This window comes from Pseudacidovorax sp. 1753 (genome assembly GCF_040544975.1).
Lineage (GTDB): Bacteria > Pseudomonadota > Gammaproteobacteria > Burkholderiales > Burkholderiaceae_C > Xenophilus.
Window position 1 is genome coordinate 277,646 of record NZ_JBEPKY010000002.1, and the last position, 15,265, is coordinate 292,910.

General features: G+C 63.9%; 14 protein-coding genes. 9 read left to right on the forward strand and 5 right to left on the reverse strand.

The genetic code is table 11. The features are described from left to right. Nucleotides 1–93: 93 nt before the first annotated feature. Together ABIC63_RS03685 and ABIC63_RS03690 are read left to right on the forward strand one after the other, a co-directional pair. Nucleotides 94–855, forward strand: coding sequence for an aldolase (locus ABIC63_RS03685; protein ID WP_354318710.1), 762 nt, complete (start codon nucleotides 94–96; stop codon nucleotides 853–855). A 149-nt stretch (nucleotides 856–1,004) separates the two neighbouring features. After that, nucleotides 1,005–1,334: a hypothetical protein gene (locus ABIC63_RS03690; RefSeq protein WP_234192362.1), complete on the forward strand. Its 330-nt coding sequence runs from the start codon at nucleotides 1,005–1,007 to the stop codon at nucleotides 1,332–1,334. Nucleotides 1,335–1,338: 4 nt separating this feature from the next. Here the strand turns inward: ABIC63_RS03690 and ABIC63_RS03695 are convergent, their stop codons facing one another. The 3 genes from ABIC63_RS03695 to ABIC63_RS03705 form a co-directional block, all read right to left on the reverse strand. Further along, nucleotides 1,339–2,772 carry an MATE family efflux transporter gene (locus ABIC63_RS03695; RefSeq protein WP_354318711.1) on the reverse strand — a complete coding sequence of 478 codons (1,434 nt, stop codon included), beginning with the start codon at nucleotides 2,770–2,772 and terminating at the stop codon, nucleotides 1,339–1,341. A gap of 82 nt (nucleotides 2,773–2,854) precedes the next feature. Continuing rightward, nucleotides 2,855–4,102 (reverse strand): MFS transporter, encoded by a 1,248-nt coding sequence (locus ABIC63_RS03700; RefSeq protein ID WP_354318712.1) that lies wholly within the window; start codon nucleotides 4,100–4,102, stop codon nucleotides 2,855–2,857. Next, nucleotides 4,095–4,565, reverse strand: coding sequence for a MarR family winged helix-turn-helix transcriptional regulator (locus ABIC63_RS03705; protein ID WP_354318713.1), 471 nt, complete (start codon nucleotides 4,563–4,565; stop codon nucleotides 4,095–4,097). Before ABIC63_RS03705 ends, ABIC63_RS03700 begins: the two co-directional genes overlap by 8 nt. A 50-nt stretch (nucleotides 4,566–4,615) precedes the next feature. On the opposite strand from ABIC63_RS03705, the gene ABIC63_RS03710 reads away from it, so the two are divergent. The 7 genes from ABIC63_RS03710 (at nucleotide 4,616) to ABIC63_RS03740 (ending at nucleotide 11,360) form a co-directional block, all read left to right on the forward strand. Then, the gene (locus ABIC63_RS03710) at nucleotides 4,616–5,161 is read left to right on the forward strand and encodes a PaaI family thioesterase (RefSeq protein ID WP_354318714.1); all 546 of its coding nucleotides are present in this window, start codon (nucleotides 4,616–4,618) and stop codon (nucleotides 5,159–5,161) included. A gap of 162 nt (nucleotides 5,162–5,323) precedes the next feature. Continuing rightward, nucleotides 5,324–6,376, forward strand: a complete 1,053-nt coding sequence (locus ABIC63_RS03715; protein WP_294369725.1) for a Fe(3+) ABC transporter substrate-binding protein — start codon at nucleotides 5,324–5,326, stop codon at nucleotides 6,374–6,376. A gap of 22 nt (nucleotides 6,377–6,398) precedes the next feature. After that, nucleotides 6,399–8,072 (forward strand): ABC transporter permease, encoded by a 1,674-nt coding sequence (locus ABIC63_RS03720; RefSeq protein ID WP_354318843.1) that lies wholly within the window; start codon nucleotides 6,399–6,401, stop codon nucleotides 8,070–8,072. After that, complete coding sequence (locus ABIC63_RS03725) at nucleotides 8,069–8,764, forward strand: ABC transporter ATP-binding protein (protein ID WP_354318715.1); 696 nt, start codon at nucleotides 8,069–8,071, stop codon at nucleotides 8,762–8,764. Before ABIC63_RS03720 ends, ABIC63_RS03725 begins: the two co-directional genes overlap by 4 nt. A 94-nt stretch (nucleotides 8,765–8,858) precedes the next feature. After that, the gene (gene gloA, locus ABIC63_RS03730; protein WP_354318716.1) at nucleotides 8,859–9,305 is read left to right on the forward strand and encodes a lactoylglutathione lyase; all 447 of its coding nucleotides are present in this window, start codon (nucleotides 8,859–8,861) and stop codon (nucleotides 9,303–9,305) included. Nucleotides 9,306–9,663: 358 nt separating this feature from the next. Then, complete coding sequence (locus tag ABIC63_RS03735) at nucleotides 9,664–10,764, forward strand: hypothetical protein (RefSeq protein WP_354318717.1); 1,101 nt, start codon at nucleotides 9,664–9,666, stop codon at nucleotides 10,762–10,764. Then, nucleotides 10,764–11,360 carry an RES family NAD+ phosphorylase gene (locus tag ABIC63_RS03740; RefSeq protein ID WP_354318718.1) on the forward strand — a complete coding sequence of 199 codons (597 nt, stop codon included), beginning with the start codon at nucleotides 10,764–10,766 and terminating at the stop codon, nucleotides 11,358–11,360. Before ABIC63_RS03735 ends, ABIC63_RS03740 begins: the two co-directional genes overlap by 1 nt. Nucleotides 11,361–11,568: 208 nt before the next feature. Here ABIC63_RS03740 and ABIC63_RS03745 read toward each other — a convergent pair whose 3' ends face one another. Both ABIC63_RS03745 and ABIC63_RS03750 read right to left on the reverse strand, forming a co-directional pair. Further along, entirely contained in the window at nucleotides 11,569–13,371 is a 1,803-nt protein-coding gene (locus tag ABIC63_RS03745; RefSeq protein ID WP_354318719.1) for a hypothetical protein, read from the reverse strand. Between the two features lie 1,430 nt (nucleotides 13,372–14,801). Next, a complete protein-coding gene (locus ABIC63_RS03750; RefSeq protein WP_502935843.1) occupies nucleotides 14,802–15,197 on the reverse strand; it encodes a lysozyme in 396 nt (131 codons plus the stop codon). Between the last annotated feature and the right edge of the window lie 68 nt (nucleotides 15,198–15,265).

Consider the following 15,265-nt stretch of genomic DNA (forward strand, 5'->3'; position numbering starts at 1 on the left):
TGGCGCACCCCGCGGTTGCAACCGTCTGCGCGCCACAATGCCCGCGGGCCGCCCGGCCTGCCTTCCTGCCCCCTCCTGCACCAAGCTTTTCAGATGACCCTCGACGCCCACACCGACTTCCACAGCCCCGCCGTGCGCCAGCTGCGCGAGGACCTCGCCCTGGCCCTGCGCGCCGCGGCGCACCACGGCCTGGGCGAAGGCGTCTGCAACCACTTCAGCGTGATGCTGCCCGGCGAGCCGGCGCGCTACCTCATCAACCCGCGCGGCCTGCACTGGAGCGAGGTCGGCCCGGACGACATCGTGATGATCGACGTGCACGGCCAGGTGCTGGCCGGCCGGCATCGCGTCGAGCCCACGGCGTTGTTCATCCATGGCGCCATCCATCGGCTGACCGGCCACGCCGTGGTCATGCATGTGCACGCGCCCTACGCCACCGCCCTCACGCTCACGGCCGACCGCGCGCTGGACCCCACGCTGAGCCAGAACGCGATGCGCTACATGGACCGCATCGCCATCGACCCGCACTACAACGGTCTGGCGCTGGACGATGCCGAAGGCGAGCGCATCGCGCGCACCATGGCCGCCGACCAGGGCAAGGACGTCGCCTTCCTGGCCAACCACGGCGTCATCGTGGCGGGCGCCACGGTGGCCCATGCCTACGACGACCTCTATTACCTGGAGCGCGCCTGCCTGCACCAGGTGCTGGCGCAGAGCACCGGCCGGCCCCTGGCGCCGGTGGCACCCGGGATCGCTGCGCGCGTCGCGGCCCAGGTGCAGGGCGAAAGGGAGCAGTCCGACCTGTTCTTCGAGGCGCTGCGGCGCATGCTGCCGGCGCCCGCGACCGTCACACCCTGACACGGCTGTCGCATTCGGCAGGCCTTCGTTTCACGAGGGCAGCCAAATGCTCACAACTTCTTTCCACGCTTCTCGGGCCGCTTACATGGCATTGACAAGCGGCGGCGACCATTGCTTCACCAACAACCGACAGGAAGCAAGGAGTCGTGATGAACAAGTTGACCATGGCCTTCTCGGCAGGTGCGCTGGCGCTGGCCGGACTCGCCGTCCCGGCCCTCGCGCAAGCCAGCGGCCCGAGCATCCAGGCGCAGGTGTACCTGGGAGGCCCGCCGCCGGCCCCCGCCTACGTGCCGGTGCCCGCACCGGTGTACTACCCGCCGCCGCCGCGCCATTACTACGGCCCGCCGCCGCGGTATTACGGTCCGCCGCCGCACCACTACCACCGCCCCCCGCACCACCGTCGCGGCTGGGGTGATGCCGACCGGGACGGCGTGCCCAACCGCTACGACCGCCGGCCGCACAACCCCTATCGTTACTGACCGGTCAACGGTCTGACCGAAGCGCCATCCCACCCAGGGTGGCGTTTTCACGTCCGGGCCAGCGTGGCCAGCCTACCCGGCCGAACCAGGCGCCGCCAGCGATGCTCCAGGCGATAACCAGGCCGTAGACGACCAGGGCGGCCGCCTGCGCCGCGAACACCTGGGCCAGCGTGCCACCCAATGCGACCACGACCAGCCCGCCAACGCCCGCCACCAGCAGGCGCAGCAGGTTGCCCAGCACGGGCCACATCAACCGGCCCGCGCCCTGCGAGGCGAAATACAGCACCAGCCCGACCCCGAAGAAGCCGTAGAAGGGCCCCACGGCGCGCAGGTACGAGGTGCCCGCCTCCAGCATCGCCGCGTCTTGGCCGAACAGCCGCAGCCAGGCCAGCGGCCAGAGCGCAGCCGCCACGCCGATCACCGTCGTCATGCCGAAGGCCAGGGCGGCGCCGATGGCCGCCGCGCGCAGTGCACGCTCCGGGCGACCGGCGCCCATGCTCGTGCCCACCATCGCGACCAGCGGCGCGCCCAGGCCGAAGACCAGCGGCACCAGCAGGTACTCCAGTCGCGCACCGGTGCCATAGCCGGCGATGGCGCCCGCGCCCCAGTGGCCCGCCAGTCCGGTGGCGATGCCGATGCTGAGGTTGGTCGCTGCGGTCGATACCGCGCCCAGCAGGCCCACGCGCAGCACGCCGCGCATCAGGGGCCAGCTCCATTGCGCCTGCGACCATGCCGGTTGCAGCAGGCTGCGCCTCGAACGCAGGTACAGCGCCAGCGCCACCGTGCCGCCCAGGTAGTACAGCAGCAGCGCGATGGCCCCGCCCGCGATGCCCAGCGCCGGAATCGGGCCCCAGCCGGAAATGAGCATGGGCGACAGCGGCACGGCCACCACCACGCCCACGATGGTCACCAGCGCCGGCAGCGCCATGTTGCCGGTGCCGCGCACCACCGCCGCCAGCGAGTTGAACAGCCACACCAGCACGGCGCCGCCGAAGACCCAGTGCGAATAGGTCAGCGCCGCGGCCAGCACCGGGCCCTCCCCGCCCATGCGGGCATAGAGCCAGCCGCCCGCGAGCCACATGACCCCCATGCAGGCCAAGCCGAAGCCCAGCGCGATGGCCACCGCCTGCCACACCAGCCGATGCGCGTCGTCGCGCCGGCCCGCGCCCAGGGCGCGTGCAATGGCCGAAGCGATGCCGCCGCCCATCGCGCCGGCCGAGCTCATCTGCATCAGCATCACCAGCGGAAAGACCAGCGCCATGCCAGCCAGCGCATCGGTGCCGAGACGGCCGACGAAGTAGGTCTCCACCAGGCCGATGGCCGCCTGCGCGAACATCACGGCGATGTTGGGCACGGCCAGGCGCAGCAGCGTGGGCGTGATGGGCGCCTCCAGCAGCATGCGGGTGCGCGGGTCGAGCCGGGGAGTCGATGAGGTCATGGCGAGGTCCTGGATGCGGCAAGCGGCGGCGGCGCATTGCTGCGGCCGCCGTGACGCGGTGGGGTGCGAAGAAGACGGAGGCTCAGGCCGGCGCCATGGCGCGCGCGGGTGGCGACTCGCGGATCGGCAGGTTGACCAGCGCGGCGCCGGCCGCCAGCGCGATGTCGATCCACCACATGAGGTCGTAGCTGCCGGTGCGCTCGAACACCCAGCCGCCCATCCACGCACCCAGGAAGCCGCCGATCTGATGCGACAGCATCACGAGGCCGAAGAGCATGGCCATGTTGGCCGGCCCGAACATCTTGGCGACCAGTCCCGCTGTCGGCGGCACGGTGGAGAGAAAGCTCACGCCCATCACTGCCGCAAAGACCAGCATCACGGCCACGGTCTTGGGCGCCAGCAGGAAGACCAGCACCGCCACCGCCCGCGTCGCATACACCAGCGACAGCAGCGACTTCATGCGCCAGCGCCCCACGGCCCAGCCCATGGCCAGGCTGCCGACGATGTTGAACAGGCCGATCACCGCCAGCGACCAGCCGCCCACCGCCGGCGGCAGGCCGCAGGCCGCCACCACGCTGGGCAGATGCGTGGCCAGGAAGGCCACATGGAAGCCGCAGACCAGAAAGCCCGCGGCCAGGTAGCGGTAGCTGGGGGTGGCCAGCGCCTGGCCGATGGCCTCGCGCACCGTCAGGGCGCGAGGCCCACCGGCCGCCGCCTGCTGCGCCACCAGCGCGCGCGAATTGCCCCGAAGCACCCAGGCCGCCGGCAGGGCCAGCAGCACCAGCACGCCCAGCCACTGCATCGACGCGGCCCACCCCACCGCCGCCGTCAAACCGATGGCCACCGGCGCCAGCGCGAACTGGCCGAAGGAGCCGCCCGCATTCACCACGCCGGTCGCCAACCCGCGACGGGCCGGGGGCACCAGCCGCATGGTCGCGCCCATCATGACCGAGGGACCCGCCATGCCCGCCCCGCCCGCCGCCAGCACACCCACGGCCAGGATCAGCCCCAGCGTGCTCGTCATGTACGGCGTGATGAAGGTGCCGATGGCCACCAGCACCACGCCGAGCAAGACGGTGCGCGCGGTGCCGACGCGGTCGGCCAGGGCGCCGGCGAAGGGCTGCGTCAGGCCCCACCACAGCTGGCCGAAGGCGAAGGCCAGGCTGATGCTGCCCAGCCCCAGATGCGTGGCGGTGTTGAGCGAGGGCAGGTACAGGCCCATGGTCTGGCGCACGCCCATCGTCAGCGCGAAAGTGCCGGCGGCGGCCAGCAGCACCAGCCACAGGGCGGGCAGGCGCACCGCGCCGGCGGCCGGGGTGGAATCACTCATGCTCTTCTCCTTCGTCGGCATCGCCGTCCTCGTTGGCGCGCAGCAGGTCGATGGCCTCGTCGAGCAGCGCATGCAGGGCCAGCACCCGGTCCAGGCCCAGCAGATCGTTCAATCGTTCCTGCGCGGCGCGCCAGCGGCGCTGCGCCTCGGTCCGCTTCTCGCGGCCGGCGTCGGTGATGTGCAGCAGCCGGCTGCGCGCATCGGGCCCCTCGGCCTGCTCGATCCAGCCGGCGGCCAGCAGCGGCTGCAGGTTGCGCGTCAGCGTCGAGGCGGTGAGGCCCATGGCACGCGCCAGGTCGACCGGCCGCAGCGGCCCCAGCTTGAGCACATGCGACAGCAGCGAGTACTGCGTGGTCTTGAGGCCGACCTGCGCCAGCTCGGCGTCGTACAGGCGCGAAACGCGCCGCCCTAGCTGGCGCAGCTTGAAGTTGGTGCAGCCCTGCGGCTTGACGATGGTGCTCACGGCCTATGATTGTAGCTGCAACTATTGCATATGCAATCAAAGGAGATGCGATGAGCGACAGCACGAACGAACTGCAGCGCTGGCTGGACGACGAGGCCACGGTCCGCGCGCGGATGGATGCCGGTGCCGGCCCCGGCGTGGCAAGGCCCGAACAGGTGATGGGCCGCAGCGGGCTGGAGGTGATGCAGGCGATGCTGGCCGGCGAGCTGCCCTATGCCGAGATCGCCCGCACGCTGGACTTCGTGCTGATCGAGGCCGTGGCCGGCCGTGCCGTCTTCCAGGGCCAGCCGCAGGCGCGCCACCTGAACCCGCTGGGCACGGTGCATGGCGGCTGGTTCGCCACCCTGCTCGACTCCGCCCTGGGCTGCGCCGTGCACACCAGCCTGCCGGCCGGCCGCAGCTACACGACCGCGGAGCTGGGCATCAACATGGTCCGCGCGATCACGCCGCAGGTGCCGCGCGTGCGAGCCATCGGCCAGGTCATCCACTGCGGCCGGCAATTGGCCACGGCCGAGGCACGGCTGGTGGGCCCCGACGGCACGCTCTACGCGCATGCCACGACCACTTGCCTCGTGTTCGACCTGCGTCCGCGCTGAGCTCAGCGCCGGAGCAACCCGACGTTCCATCCAGGTTTGATGAAGACGCCGCAGGCCGGCGTTGATAATGCTTCTCAGCCCGCAAGCACAACAACGACGAGAAGCGCGGCGCCCGTCGGCTGACCGGTCGACCTGTTCAAAAAACCTGGAGTGGGAATCCCAATGAAAGCATCGATCGCGCCCCGTGGCGCCTGGGCGCGCCGCGCCTTGCTCGCCGGCCTCGTCGGCACCGCAGCCGTCGCTGCGCAGGCCCAGGGCGAAGTCACCGTCTACACCACCCGCGAGCCCGGGCTGATCCAGCCGCTGCTGGCCGCCTTCACGCAGCAGACGCAGATCCAGGTCAAGACCGTTTTCGTCAAGGACGGCCTGGTCGAGCGGGTCAAGGCCGAGGGCCAGCGCTCGCCGGCCGACGTGCTGATGACGGTGGACGTGGGCAACCTGCTCGACTTGGTCGAGGCCGGCACCACGCAGCCCGTGCAGTCGGCCGCGCTGAATGCCGCCATACCGGCCAATCTGCGCGGCAGCGACGGCCAGTGGTATGCCCTGTCGATGCGCGCCCGCGTGCTGTATGCGGACAAGGGCCTGAAGCTGCCCACCTTCCGCTACGAGGATCTGGCCGACGCCAAGTGGAAGGGCAAGGTCTGCATCCGCGCCGGCCAGCATCCCTACAACACGGCCCTGGTGGCGGCCATGATCGCCCACCACGGCGAGGCGAAGACCGAGCAGTGGCTCAGTGGCGTCAAGGCCAATCTGGCGCGCAAGCCCACCGGAGGCGATCGCGACGTGGCCCGCGACATCCTGGGCGGCATCTGCGACGTGGGCCTGGCCAACTCCTACTACGTGGGCCAGATGAAGGGCTCCAAGGAAGGCAGCGACGCCCGCAAGTGGGGTGACGGCATCCAGGTCGTGCGGCCGGTGTTCGGCGGCACGCAGCCGGGCGGCACGCACGTCAACATCAGTGGCGCCGCCGTGGCCAAGCATGCGCCGCAGAAGGCCAATGCGGTCAAGCTGCTGGAGTTCCTGGTCTCGGAGCCGGCGCAGGCCATGTACGCCCAGGCCAACTACGAGTACCCGGTCCGCAAGGGCGTGGCGCTCGACCCGATCATCGGCCAGACCATCGGCGAGCTGAAGGTCGACCCGCTGCCGCTGACCGAGATCGCCAAGCACCGCAAGCAGGCCAGCCTGCTGGTGGACAAGGTTGGCTTCGACAAGTAAGCCGCTGCACTTCGTGCCGTTCATGCGCCGCCCCGCGGGCCTGCGTCCCGTCGGGCGGCTTTGGCATGCGGCCACGGTCGCCATCGCGCTGGGCGTGCTGGCGCCGGTGCTCAGCCTCGTCTGGCTGGCCCTGGGCGCCGACCTGACGCACTGGACGCACCTGGCCGCCCATGTGCTGCCCGAGGCCGCGCTCAACACCGCCCTGCTGCTGGCGGGCGTGGGTGCACTCACGCTGATCGTGGGTACCGGCTGCGCCTGGCTGGTGGCCACCACGGATTTCCCGGGCCATCGCTGGCTGCAGTGGGCGCTGCTGCTGCCGCTGGCCATGCCGACCTACATCGTGGCCTTCGCCTACCTCGACCTGCTGCATCCGCTCGGGCCGGTGCAGGGCGCCATCCGCTGGGCTCTTGGCTACGACAGCCCGCGGCAGTTCCGCCTGCCCGACCTGCGCTCCATGGGCGGCGCCATCTTCGTGCTGGGCATGGTGCTGTACCCCTACGTCTACATGACGGCGCGGGCCATGTTCGTGACCCAGCCCGCGCACCTGATGGAGGCCGCGCGACTGCTGGGCGAAGGCCGCTGGGGCGCCTTCCGGCGCGTGGCGCTGCCGCTGGCCCGCCCGGCCCTGGCGGTGGGCCTGAGCCTGGCGCTGCTGGAGACGCTCAACGACATCGGCGCCTCGGAATTCCTGGGCGTCAACACGCTCACTGTGGCGGTCTACACCACCTGGATCACCCGCTCCGACCTGGCCGGCGCCGCACAGATCGCCTGCGCCATGCTGGCGATGGTGGTCGCGCTGGTGCTGCTGGAGCGCCACGGCCGCCGGCACCAGCGCTTCGGCTCCGCGCAGCGCATGCGCGCGGTGACGCCGCGGCGCCTGCAGGGGCCGGCCGCCCTGGGCGCCACGCTGGCCGCGCTGCTGCCGGTGCTGATCGGCTTCGCGGCACCGGCCGCCTACCTGGTGTGGGAAACCATCAAGCGCCTGCGGCTGGGCGGCGGCGTCTCGCCGGCGCTCATCGGCAGCCTGGGCAACACGCTGGCGGTCGCGCTGGGCGTGACGGTGCTGGCCGTGGCCGCCGGCCTGGTGGTGGCCTGGGCCACGCGCCAGCCGCCCGGCGCCATGACGCCGCGCCGCTGGCCGGCCCGCGCCGCCAGCCTGGGCTATGCGTTGCCCGGCACCGTGCTGGCCATCGGCCTGCTCACGCCGGCACTGGCGGCCGATGCCGGCATCGCCACCCTGTTCGGCCTGCCCGGCCTGCCGTTGATGGGTCTGGGCGTGGTGCTGGTGGTGGCCTGCACGATCCGCTTCCTGGCCATGCCGGTGGGCGGCATCGAGGCTGGGCTGTCGCGCATTCCCGCCGCGCTCGAACAGGCCTCGCGCCTGCTGGGCGAAAGCCCGCTGGGCACGTTGCGCCGCGTGCACCTGCCACTGCTGCGCCCTGCCCTGTCGGCCGGCGCGTTGCTGGTCTTCGTGGACGCCATGAAGGAACTGCCCGCCACGCTGCTGCTGCGCCCCGCCGACTTCGACACCCTGGCCACCTGGCTCTATGCCGAGGCCGCCCGCGGCACCTACGAGGAAGGCGCCATCGCCGCCTTGCTGATCGTGCTGGCCGGCCTGCTGCCCGTGGCACTGCTGGCCCGCACGCCCGTCAGCGGCACGGCGGTGCAGGCCGACGACATCACGCCCCATCCATGACGACCGCTGCCGCCCTGCACATCGACCACCTCCACCTCGGCTACGACACGCCGCGGGGCCTGCACACCGTGGTGGACGGCTTCTCTCTGACGCTCGAGGGTGGCCACATCGGCTGCCTGCTCGGTCCCTCGGGCTGCGGCAAGACCACCGTGCTGCGCGCCGTGGCCGGCTTCGAGCCGGTGCGCGGTGGGCACATCCGGCTGGGCGACCAGCTGCTGTCGGCACCCGGCGTGCATCTGGCGCCGGAGCGGCGACAGGTGGGCATGGTGTTCCAGGAATACGCGCTCTTTCCGCACCTCACGGCCGCACAGAACGTGGCCTTCGGCCTGCGCCGGCAACCGCGGCCCGCGCAGGAGGCGCGCGTGCGCGAGCTGCTGGGTGTGGTGGGACTGGCTGAGGCTGCCAGCCGCTATCCGCATGAACTGTCCGGCGGCCAGCAGCAGCGCATCGCCCTGGCCCGCGCGCTGGCGCCTGCGCCCGCGCTGCTGCTGATGGACGAACCCTTCTCCAACCTCGACGGCGCCACCCGCCAGCACCTGACGGTGCAGGTGCGCGACATCCTGCGCGCCGCGGGGCAGACCGCCATCCTCGTCACGCACCACGAGGCCGAGGCCCACACCATGGCCGACCGCATCGGCGTGATGCACAACGGCCGGTTGGCGCAGTGGCGGGAGATGGCGCGGCCCGTCTGAGCGCCGGCGGTGACGGCGGGCTTTTGCAGCGAGCCGCGACGGGGAACCGGTCACACCGGAGAATCCGGGCTTTCGTTCTCTCACCCACGACACCATGCGACTGCTGCACACCATGCTGCGCGTTGGCAACCTCCAGCGCTCCATCGACTTCTACACCCAGGTGCTCGGCATGAACCTGCTGCGCACCAGCGACAACCCCGAATACAAGTACAGCCTGGCCTTCCTGGGCTTCGGCAACGGCAACCCCGAGCAGGCCGAGATCGAGCTGACCTACAACTGGGGCACCGACAGCTACGAGATGGGCACCGCCTACGGCCACATCGCCCTGGGCGTGCCGGACGCCTACGCGGCCTGCGACAAGATCAAGCTGGCCGGCGGCAACGTGACGCGCGAACCGGGGCCGGTGAAGGGCGGCACGACGGTCATCGCGTTCGTGACGGACCCGGATGGGTACAAGATCGAATTAATCCAAAGAAAATCAGATACTTACGCACGCGACCACCACTCTGGCACCAAAGGCGATCCACTCCGTACAGTCTGAGCAAGCCCACTCTGTCATAGCTGATGAGTCCGGGCGCCCGCCTCTTTCTGATCGGAGGTTCAATGCCAGTATCTGCACACCTTGGCGACGCAACGTCCGGCACCCCGGCCGGCATGTTGCGCCACCCGGAGGGCGCGTCCTGGGCCAACTTAAGCGCATGCATCGGCGATGCCCATGCGCCCGCACTAGGTGCGGTAGAGCCAGCCTGACTGCAGTGCGGGGGCCTGCCCAAGGATAAAGATGCGGCTTGCTAGCGGTCTCCCTCCAAGGATTCCGACGCAGCTCACCCCGCAGCACGAGGTTGCATGACCAGTCCCTCACTCGTTGACCCAAATGACAGACGCGCTAGTATCCAGTCATGACCAAAGATGTCTCCCAGCCGGGTTTGCCGCACGAGCACAAACGCACGTTGGGCGCTAAAGACAACGAGGAACACCAGGATAATCAGACGCACCACGACCTAGTCGAAAAGGCTCGCCTTAACTTTAGGCTTTTGACTCAACTGTATGCGAAGATTCGTTTGCTAAGGGGGAGTCTAAAAAGTGGCCCCGTTCTTCTCAATGCTGAGAGCATGAAGAAATTCAGTATCGATCTTAGCCATAATAAATTCCCACAGTGGCAAGATCTAAGTACGCACTCAGATTTATACGATGCCTTTGTCGAGGTAAGAAATGACTTACTCGTGCAGGCTATCCACCACGGGAGCGAAATTGGCGCAGCGCAGAGCCTTTTGAAGGGGCAGGCGCACCTCAGTTTAAACCATCCAGCTTACGCTTTCAACCCTGCGAGTATCTGGTACGGGGAAAACCATAAAGAAGAATATCAGCACAAGGATTTTTATGGTCCTCTGAAAGCCCTCGGAAGTCATATCGCAGATCAAGCCTCGTACAAGCATCAGTACCTACTCAGGCAACACGAAATCGGCTATGAGGATTTCGCGTTTCCCGATATCGCGGACGAATTCAGCAATGCTTTAGAAGCAAAACTGCGCCATCTCACATCTGGCGCCTTCGCTCCTCGCGAGGCAGTCGATATTAGACCAAACGTTTCTCCTCATTCAGGTCGCGAGTATCTGAGGGCCGTCGAAGCTGGTAATCGCGTGCGTGCAGCGCAGTTGCAATTGCCGACAATGTTTTCGCTGGCCGAAGTCTCACAACGCATGAATAAGGAAGTTAATGAAATTTGGGCGGAAATATGGAAAGGCGAAGTTCTTGCGCTTTCCAACGAGCTTGGAGAACTCAAAATCCCCCTATGGCAATTTGAGTCTGGCTTAAGAGATCCCGTCCGAAGGGTGCTGAAAGCCATCCGCGGCGCAGACCCTTGGTCAGCCTATTTTTTCTTTGTGAACTCACATCCCTACTTCGGTAAAGCCCCTCTTGCGGCACTTGCAGATGGTGCGATTGACGCAGTGCTACTATTGGCAGCGGAGCACGTTGAGGACTTAGCCGCTAATCGCTAGTGGGGAAAATAACAAACAAGACGGATCTGAAATTTGCAGACCGTTCCGAGGGAATACAACTGCGCATCTGTGGGTCTGCTTATTCCCACTTGGAGCCCGGCTTTCGCGCCGCGGGTAGCGGTCGCTTTGATGATCCACAACGGCGATACGAGACTTTGTATGTTGCGCCCACTTTTTCCGCATGCTACGAGGAAGCGTTGGTCCGCGACGGCTATGACGACGCCGTAAACCGCTATCATGTTTTTAGGGCACGACATGAAGCGGCAAGTTTGAGCGTATTGTTGGTTGACTTTTCACAGCTCCGTATTGTTGATTTCACAGGCCAGAACCTGCGAGACATGGGCCTCAACTTGGGAGATGTAATGGCCGAATATCCCTTGACTCAGGAACTGTCGAGCTCTTTATACAACCACCCAGCACAGCCTCACGGAATCAAATATCCGTCTCGGATGAGCACAGATGCCATTTGTTTTGTACTTTTTGATCGGGCAAAGAATCATGTTCGATGTATGCCCGGCCTGGCTCCTGCTCCTCTGACCAGCCTAGGGGAAGCGTTCGATTCTTTCTGTCACGGTCGGTCAATTGCCCTAATTTGATAATTTGCAAGCGCAAATTATATTGCAGGCATCTCTGCCCCCATAGGCATCACCCAAGGTCCCATTTAGCCCACACGCTGGCCGAGACCCTGGAGCAGGTGGGCATCCTCACCGGTATTGAGATGTCGCCGGCGACCACCGCTGGGTACACGGCGGACCCCAAATGGAAAAGGCTCGCGCTTCGATCGCCGAGTATGTCATGGATGCGCTACGCCCCTGTCCAAACTTCGTTCTGAAAATCTCGGAGCGTGTCTAGGTCTTCGCAAAGAAACGCACAGTTGTGAACATCAAATCTATCTATAGATACAAGCGTGCTCATAAATTTCTCATGCCTTAGCTTCACCAGTTCAAATACGTCATCGAGACTCTCTGCCCTATATTCCCCGCACGACAATCGCATTACATCGAAAATTATCTGATCGAAATAGTCGTGTGCATTTTCGACCAGCGCACGAATATAGCTTGGTCTTTTGCCGGAATGAACAAGCATGTTCCGAGTTCTATAAATTCGCCGAATCTGCCATTCCACTTTTTTAAGGTGCGCGCTTAGCGTGGCTTGAACTTTTGCGGGCGACGCAAGTATTTCGCTAAGCTGAAATGCGCGGTATCGCAACAGGTGAAAGTCTTTGAGTTCGGTGTACAGTTCTGCGCGCAAAGGCTCGTTATCTCGTATTGCCAGGAGAGCTAGTACCCTATAAACCGTATTGCTGCCTTCCACGCCAGGAACCCGATTTAATAGCCGCTTTACATACCATTTTCTCCAGATGATCAGATCATGAGTGAATCTCTGAAGTAATCGTTGGATGTATGCCTGCATCAAGAATGGCGTCGTTTGATTTAGCACATTTCCGATTTTTGATGTGCTTACAGTGGACGGAATTAGGGTTTCCAACGATGTCCATAATGTAACAAGCTGATTGTCCAGCACATCATTCGACACGCATATTCCGTGTAGATCTGCCACGCGATCAAATCTGACTTTGCTCGCCCCCCTAATCGCAAAATTTCGTATTAGCCGGTTTAATTCTTTGGACGCTTTGTCCGTCCCGAAATCATAGGGCTTTTCCATCGCGCCGTTGTTTAAAGCGGCGGCTACGGGTTGGGGTAAACAGCATTGCTTTACCAATGCCGTACTCCGCCAAGTAATCTTGTTTTGGTGATGAAAGAGCGTATAGAGATCGCTTAACCTATCGAGAGAACCCGCAGCCTTTTCTTGCGCAGAAAACACGTCCAACGCCCTAACAGAGGAAACCGCAACGTAACATTCGTCTCTTCCGCGGGCAAACTCTGGCGTCTCCGCTTGCAGCCTAGCAATATCATCGGGAAGTTCATCTAATACTGTCACACCAAATGCGCGAGATGATTCCCTAACCGTTAGGATTAGATCACTTGCAACGAAATATACATCACAGTCATGTGAATAAGGATAGATAGACTGCAAAAATTCATCAATCTGATCCGCGCTTTTTATAGGAACCCCAAATTGAGAAAAAAAATAAGAGTTTATCTGTGCCTGCAGATGCTTTTTGCTCATACCCATATTTATTAGGGTAGTAACAATAGTGCGGGCCGTTGCATCGATATCCTTTTTCCTAACAGCTCTAACGCATTCGGAAAGTTTGTCGAAGCACTTTGTAAGATAGCGAAATGGCTCCAGTGTTTTGCTTAGAGCGCTCAGTCGCCTCTTTAAATCTGTGAGCTTAACCTCATCGGCTGTATTGACGTAGCGTTCTATAGGTAGATCAAGCAATGATTTAGCTATTGGATCATTTTGAACGCTCCATATTAGCTCCTCCAGTACATGCTTCAAGTTTGCCGCGTCAATCAGCTCATTTTCAACATTCTCCACCACTGCTAGAGCCTCTTGGCACAGATAGGGAGCGTTAAGCGAGAGCGGCTTGTGGGTGTCGAGCGTAAAATCCCACACAAGCTCGTCTAATCTTTGAGCGCAAAAAATAAGCCCGTCAAGGGTGGGATCAATCGTCCAACGCGAAAGATTTTTAAATTTCATATCCGTCTCTTTTCAATTAATTGCCCCCTGTATGGCACTGTATCTCTGCAGCCGATTCTTCATCTTTTCACTTCGCTGATCAACCGGAGGCCGCTGGCGCAAGCATAGCTGGTTTGGTACACAGTGTGAAACGAACGACTCCTCCAACCATCGCCCAGCGGTGCCCGAGCAGTTCATGCACTCGGTCATGCGACTGATGTCTATGCACGCACGTGGGTCAAACGACAGTGCAACCTCCTTTACGTCCGCAGCTTACATGAGGGGGCTACACCTTTGGCTTGGAAAATTCCTATACAGGCTTCCTACGACGTTGATTGCCACTGCAGTTGCTGTTCTCACGGTCTACCATTACGATTACGTAACCTGTGAAGAACTTATACGATGTATGCTGAGTCTTTCAGCAGCACTGTAAAGCTGTCTCCCAAAGCGTCCTTTGCGTAAGGGCTGCGCTGCTGTCGATCTAGTCATACCCTGACTGAGAAATTGTTAAGTAACGGAAGGTCAAAAATAATTAGGCAGATTCTTATATAAAACGGACGAATTGCTCAGCAGCGCTACACGTTATATCGCTCATGTGCATGCCATTGCTTCTCTTGGCATTGGCGTATTTTGGTTTCAGTATATGTCGAGTGCTTTAATCTAATACTGGCACCGACAACAACTATTTATGTCTGCGCTCGCTAAGACACCGATTCCACGTCAAACGATGCGCGTAGATAATCTCGGCGTAAAATAGTATCGCGCGAGTGAGGGACGCGGGGTTTGAGCATGGCGCTGCTCCGGTCTCTTAAACTCGGTTGAGCAATTCCGTCACAATGAACCGCTCTTCGACAAGGAGCGACACATTTTTCCTTTTAGCTGCAGTGGCCGCTCGCTAACGCGCGCAATGCTAGGCTCCAAGCTAAATTAGAGCATCTGGAAGATTGCTGGGTTTTGCTCCGTGGCTAGTGGCAGTTATCTAGATCGATGAGCGTCGATTGGCTCGGTGCACCCCTCAAGGGCAGCGATCAGTTCGCGTTCAAACCCTTTCTTAGAAGTAACTCGTCATGAGCGCTTGCAACCCAACGGTCAACATCAACGGCTTGGCGAAGGGCGTCGGTAGGCATAGATGGTCGCTCGGGAACGCGCACGCGGCACTCCACCGGGACGGGCAGTTTGACTCGGCCGAAGAGCTCCGCCGCAGAGGCCAACACTAAGACCGCCAGCGCACCCAGCGACGCGCCTCTGATCATGGCGCGACCCTACCCTTCACCCAAGCTTCAACGCGCGCCTGAGCGCTGGCGCAGGCGTGGCCTCGCACGGCCGGCGGTATCGAAAGGATGATCTGCGCCAACGCCTCCCTGCCGCGCCGAAGCTCGGCCGCACTGGCCTGCGCGGTCCTGGCCCGCCTCTCCCGTGCGTCGGCGAGGTCCCGCAGGTCCTGCGCTGCGTCACTGCAGGCCGACGCATCGGCTCGCGCCGAGTCGCGTTCTCCCGCCGTACGTGTAATCGCGCCCCGCCCGCGCAGCCAGGCCGCGCGAGGCCCGCATTCGCCGGCCGCGATCGCCGCGCCCACATCCCCGCCGGAGAAACACCAGACGCGTGGCGTGGCGACGCCGCTGCAGGCCCTTGAGGACCTGGCCGCCCGCCCTCACCCAGTTCGGCAGCTCGTCTGCGGCGCCGGCAAAGTCGCCAGCGTTGAGCTTGCGCAGGAGTGTGCTGGCCCGGCCGTCTGCCAGCCACAGGATGCCGTCGCGCCCTTTGCCGCCCGGGCCGGTGTTGTAGACCCTGGACACGGTCGCATCCCGCTGGCACTGCGAGAGCGGCACCGTCACGGCCTCGCGCATCCCACCACTACGAGCAACGAGATCCAGTAACCTTCAACCCCAGGATTCCTGCAGAATCATTGGCATAG

What these genes read in the sequence shown, in the direction of transcription:
- ABIC63_RS03685 (WP_354318710.1), top strand. Translation starts at nt 94, where the DNA reads ATGACCCTCGACGCCCACACCGACTTCCACAGCCCCGCCGTGCGCCAG.
- ABIC63_RS03690 (WP_234192362.1), top strand. Translation starts at nt 1,005, where the DNA reads ATGAACAAGTTGACCATGGCCTTCTCGGCAGGTGCGCTGGCGCTGGCC.
- ABIC63_RS03695 (WP_354318711.1), bottom strand. Translation starts at nt 2,772, where the DNA reads ATGACCTCATCGACTCCCCGGCTCGACCCGCGCACCCGCATGCTGCTG.
- ABIC63_RS03700 (WP_354318712.1), bottom strand. Translation starts at nt 4,102, where the DNA reads ATGAGTGATTCCACCCCGGCCGCCGGCGCGGTGCGCCTGCCCGCCCTG.
- ABIC63_RS03710 (WP_354318714.1), top strand. Translation starts at nt 4,616, where the DNA reads ATGAGCGACAGCACGAACGAACTGCAGCGCTGGCTGGACGACGAGGCC.
- ABIC63_RS03715 (WP_294369725.1), top strand. Translation starts at nt 5,324, where the DNA reads ATGAAAGCATCGATCGCGCCCCGTGGCGCCTGGGCGCGCCGCGCCTTG.
- ABIC63_RS03720 (WP_354318843.1), top strand. Translation starts at nt 6,399, where the DNA reads ATGCGCCGCCCCGCGGGCCTGCGTCCCGTCGGGCGGCTTTGGCATGCG.
- ABIC63_RS03725 (WP_354318715.1), top strand. Translation starts at nt 8,069, where the DNA reads ATGACGACCGCTGCCGCCCTGCACATCGACCACCTCCACCTCGGCTAC.
- gloA (WP_354318716.1), top strand. Translation starts at nt 8,859, where the DNA reads ATGCGACTGCTGCACACCATGCTGCGCGTTGGCAACCTCCAGCGCTCC.
- ABIC63_RS03735 (WP_354318717.1), top strand. Translation starts at nt 9,664, where the DNA reads ATGACCAAAGATGTCTCCCAGCCGGGTTTGCCGCACGAGCACAAACGC.
- ABIC63_RS03745 (WP_354318719.1), bottom strand. Translation starts at nt 13,371, where the DNA reads ATGAAATTTAAAAATCTTTCGCGTTGGACGATTGATCCCACCCTTGAC.
- ABIC63_RS03750 (WP_502935843.1), bottom strand. Translation starts at nt 15,197, where the DNA reads ATGCGCGAGGCCGTGACGGTGCCGCTCTCGCAGTGCCAGCGGGATGCG.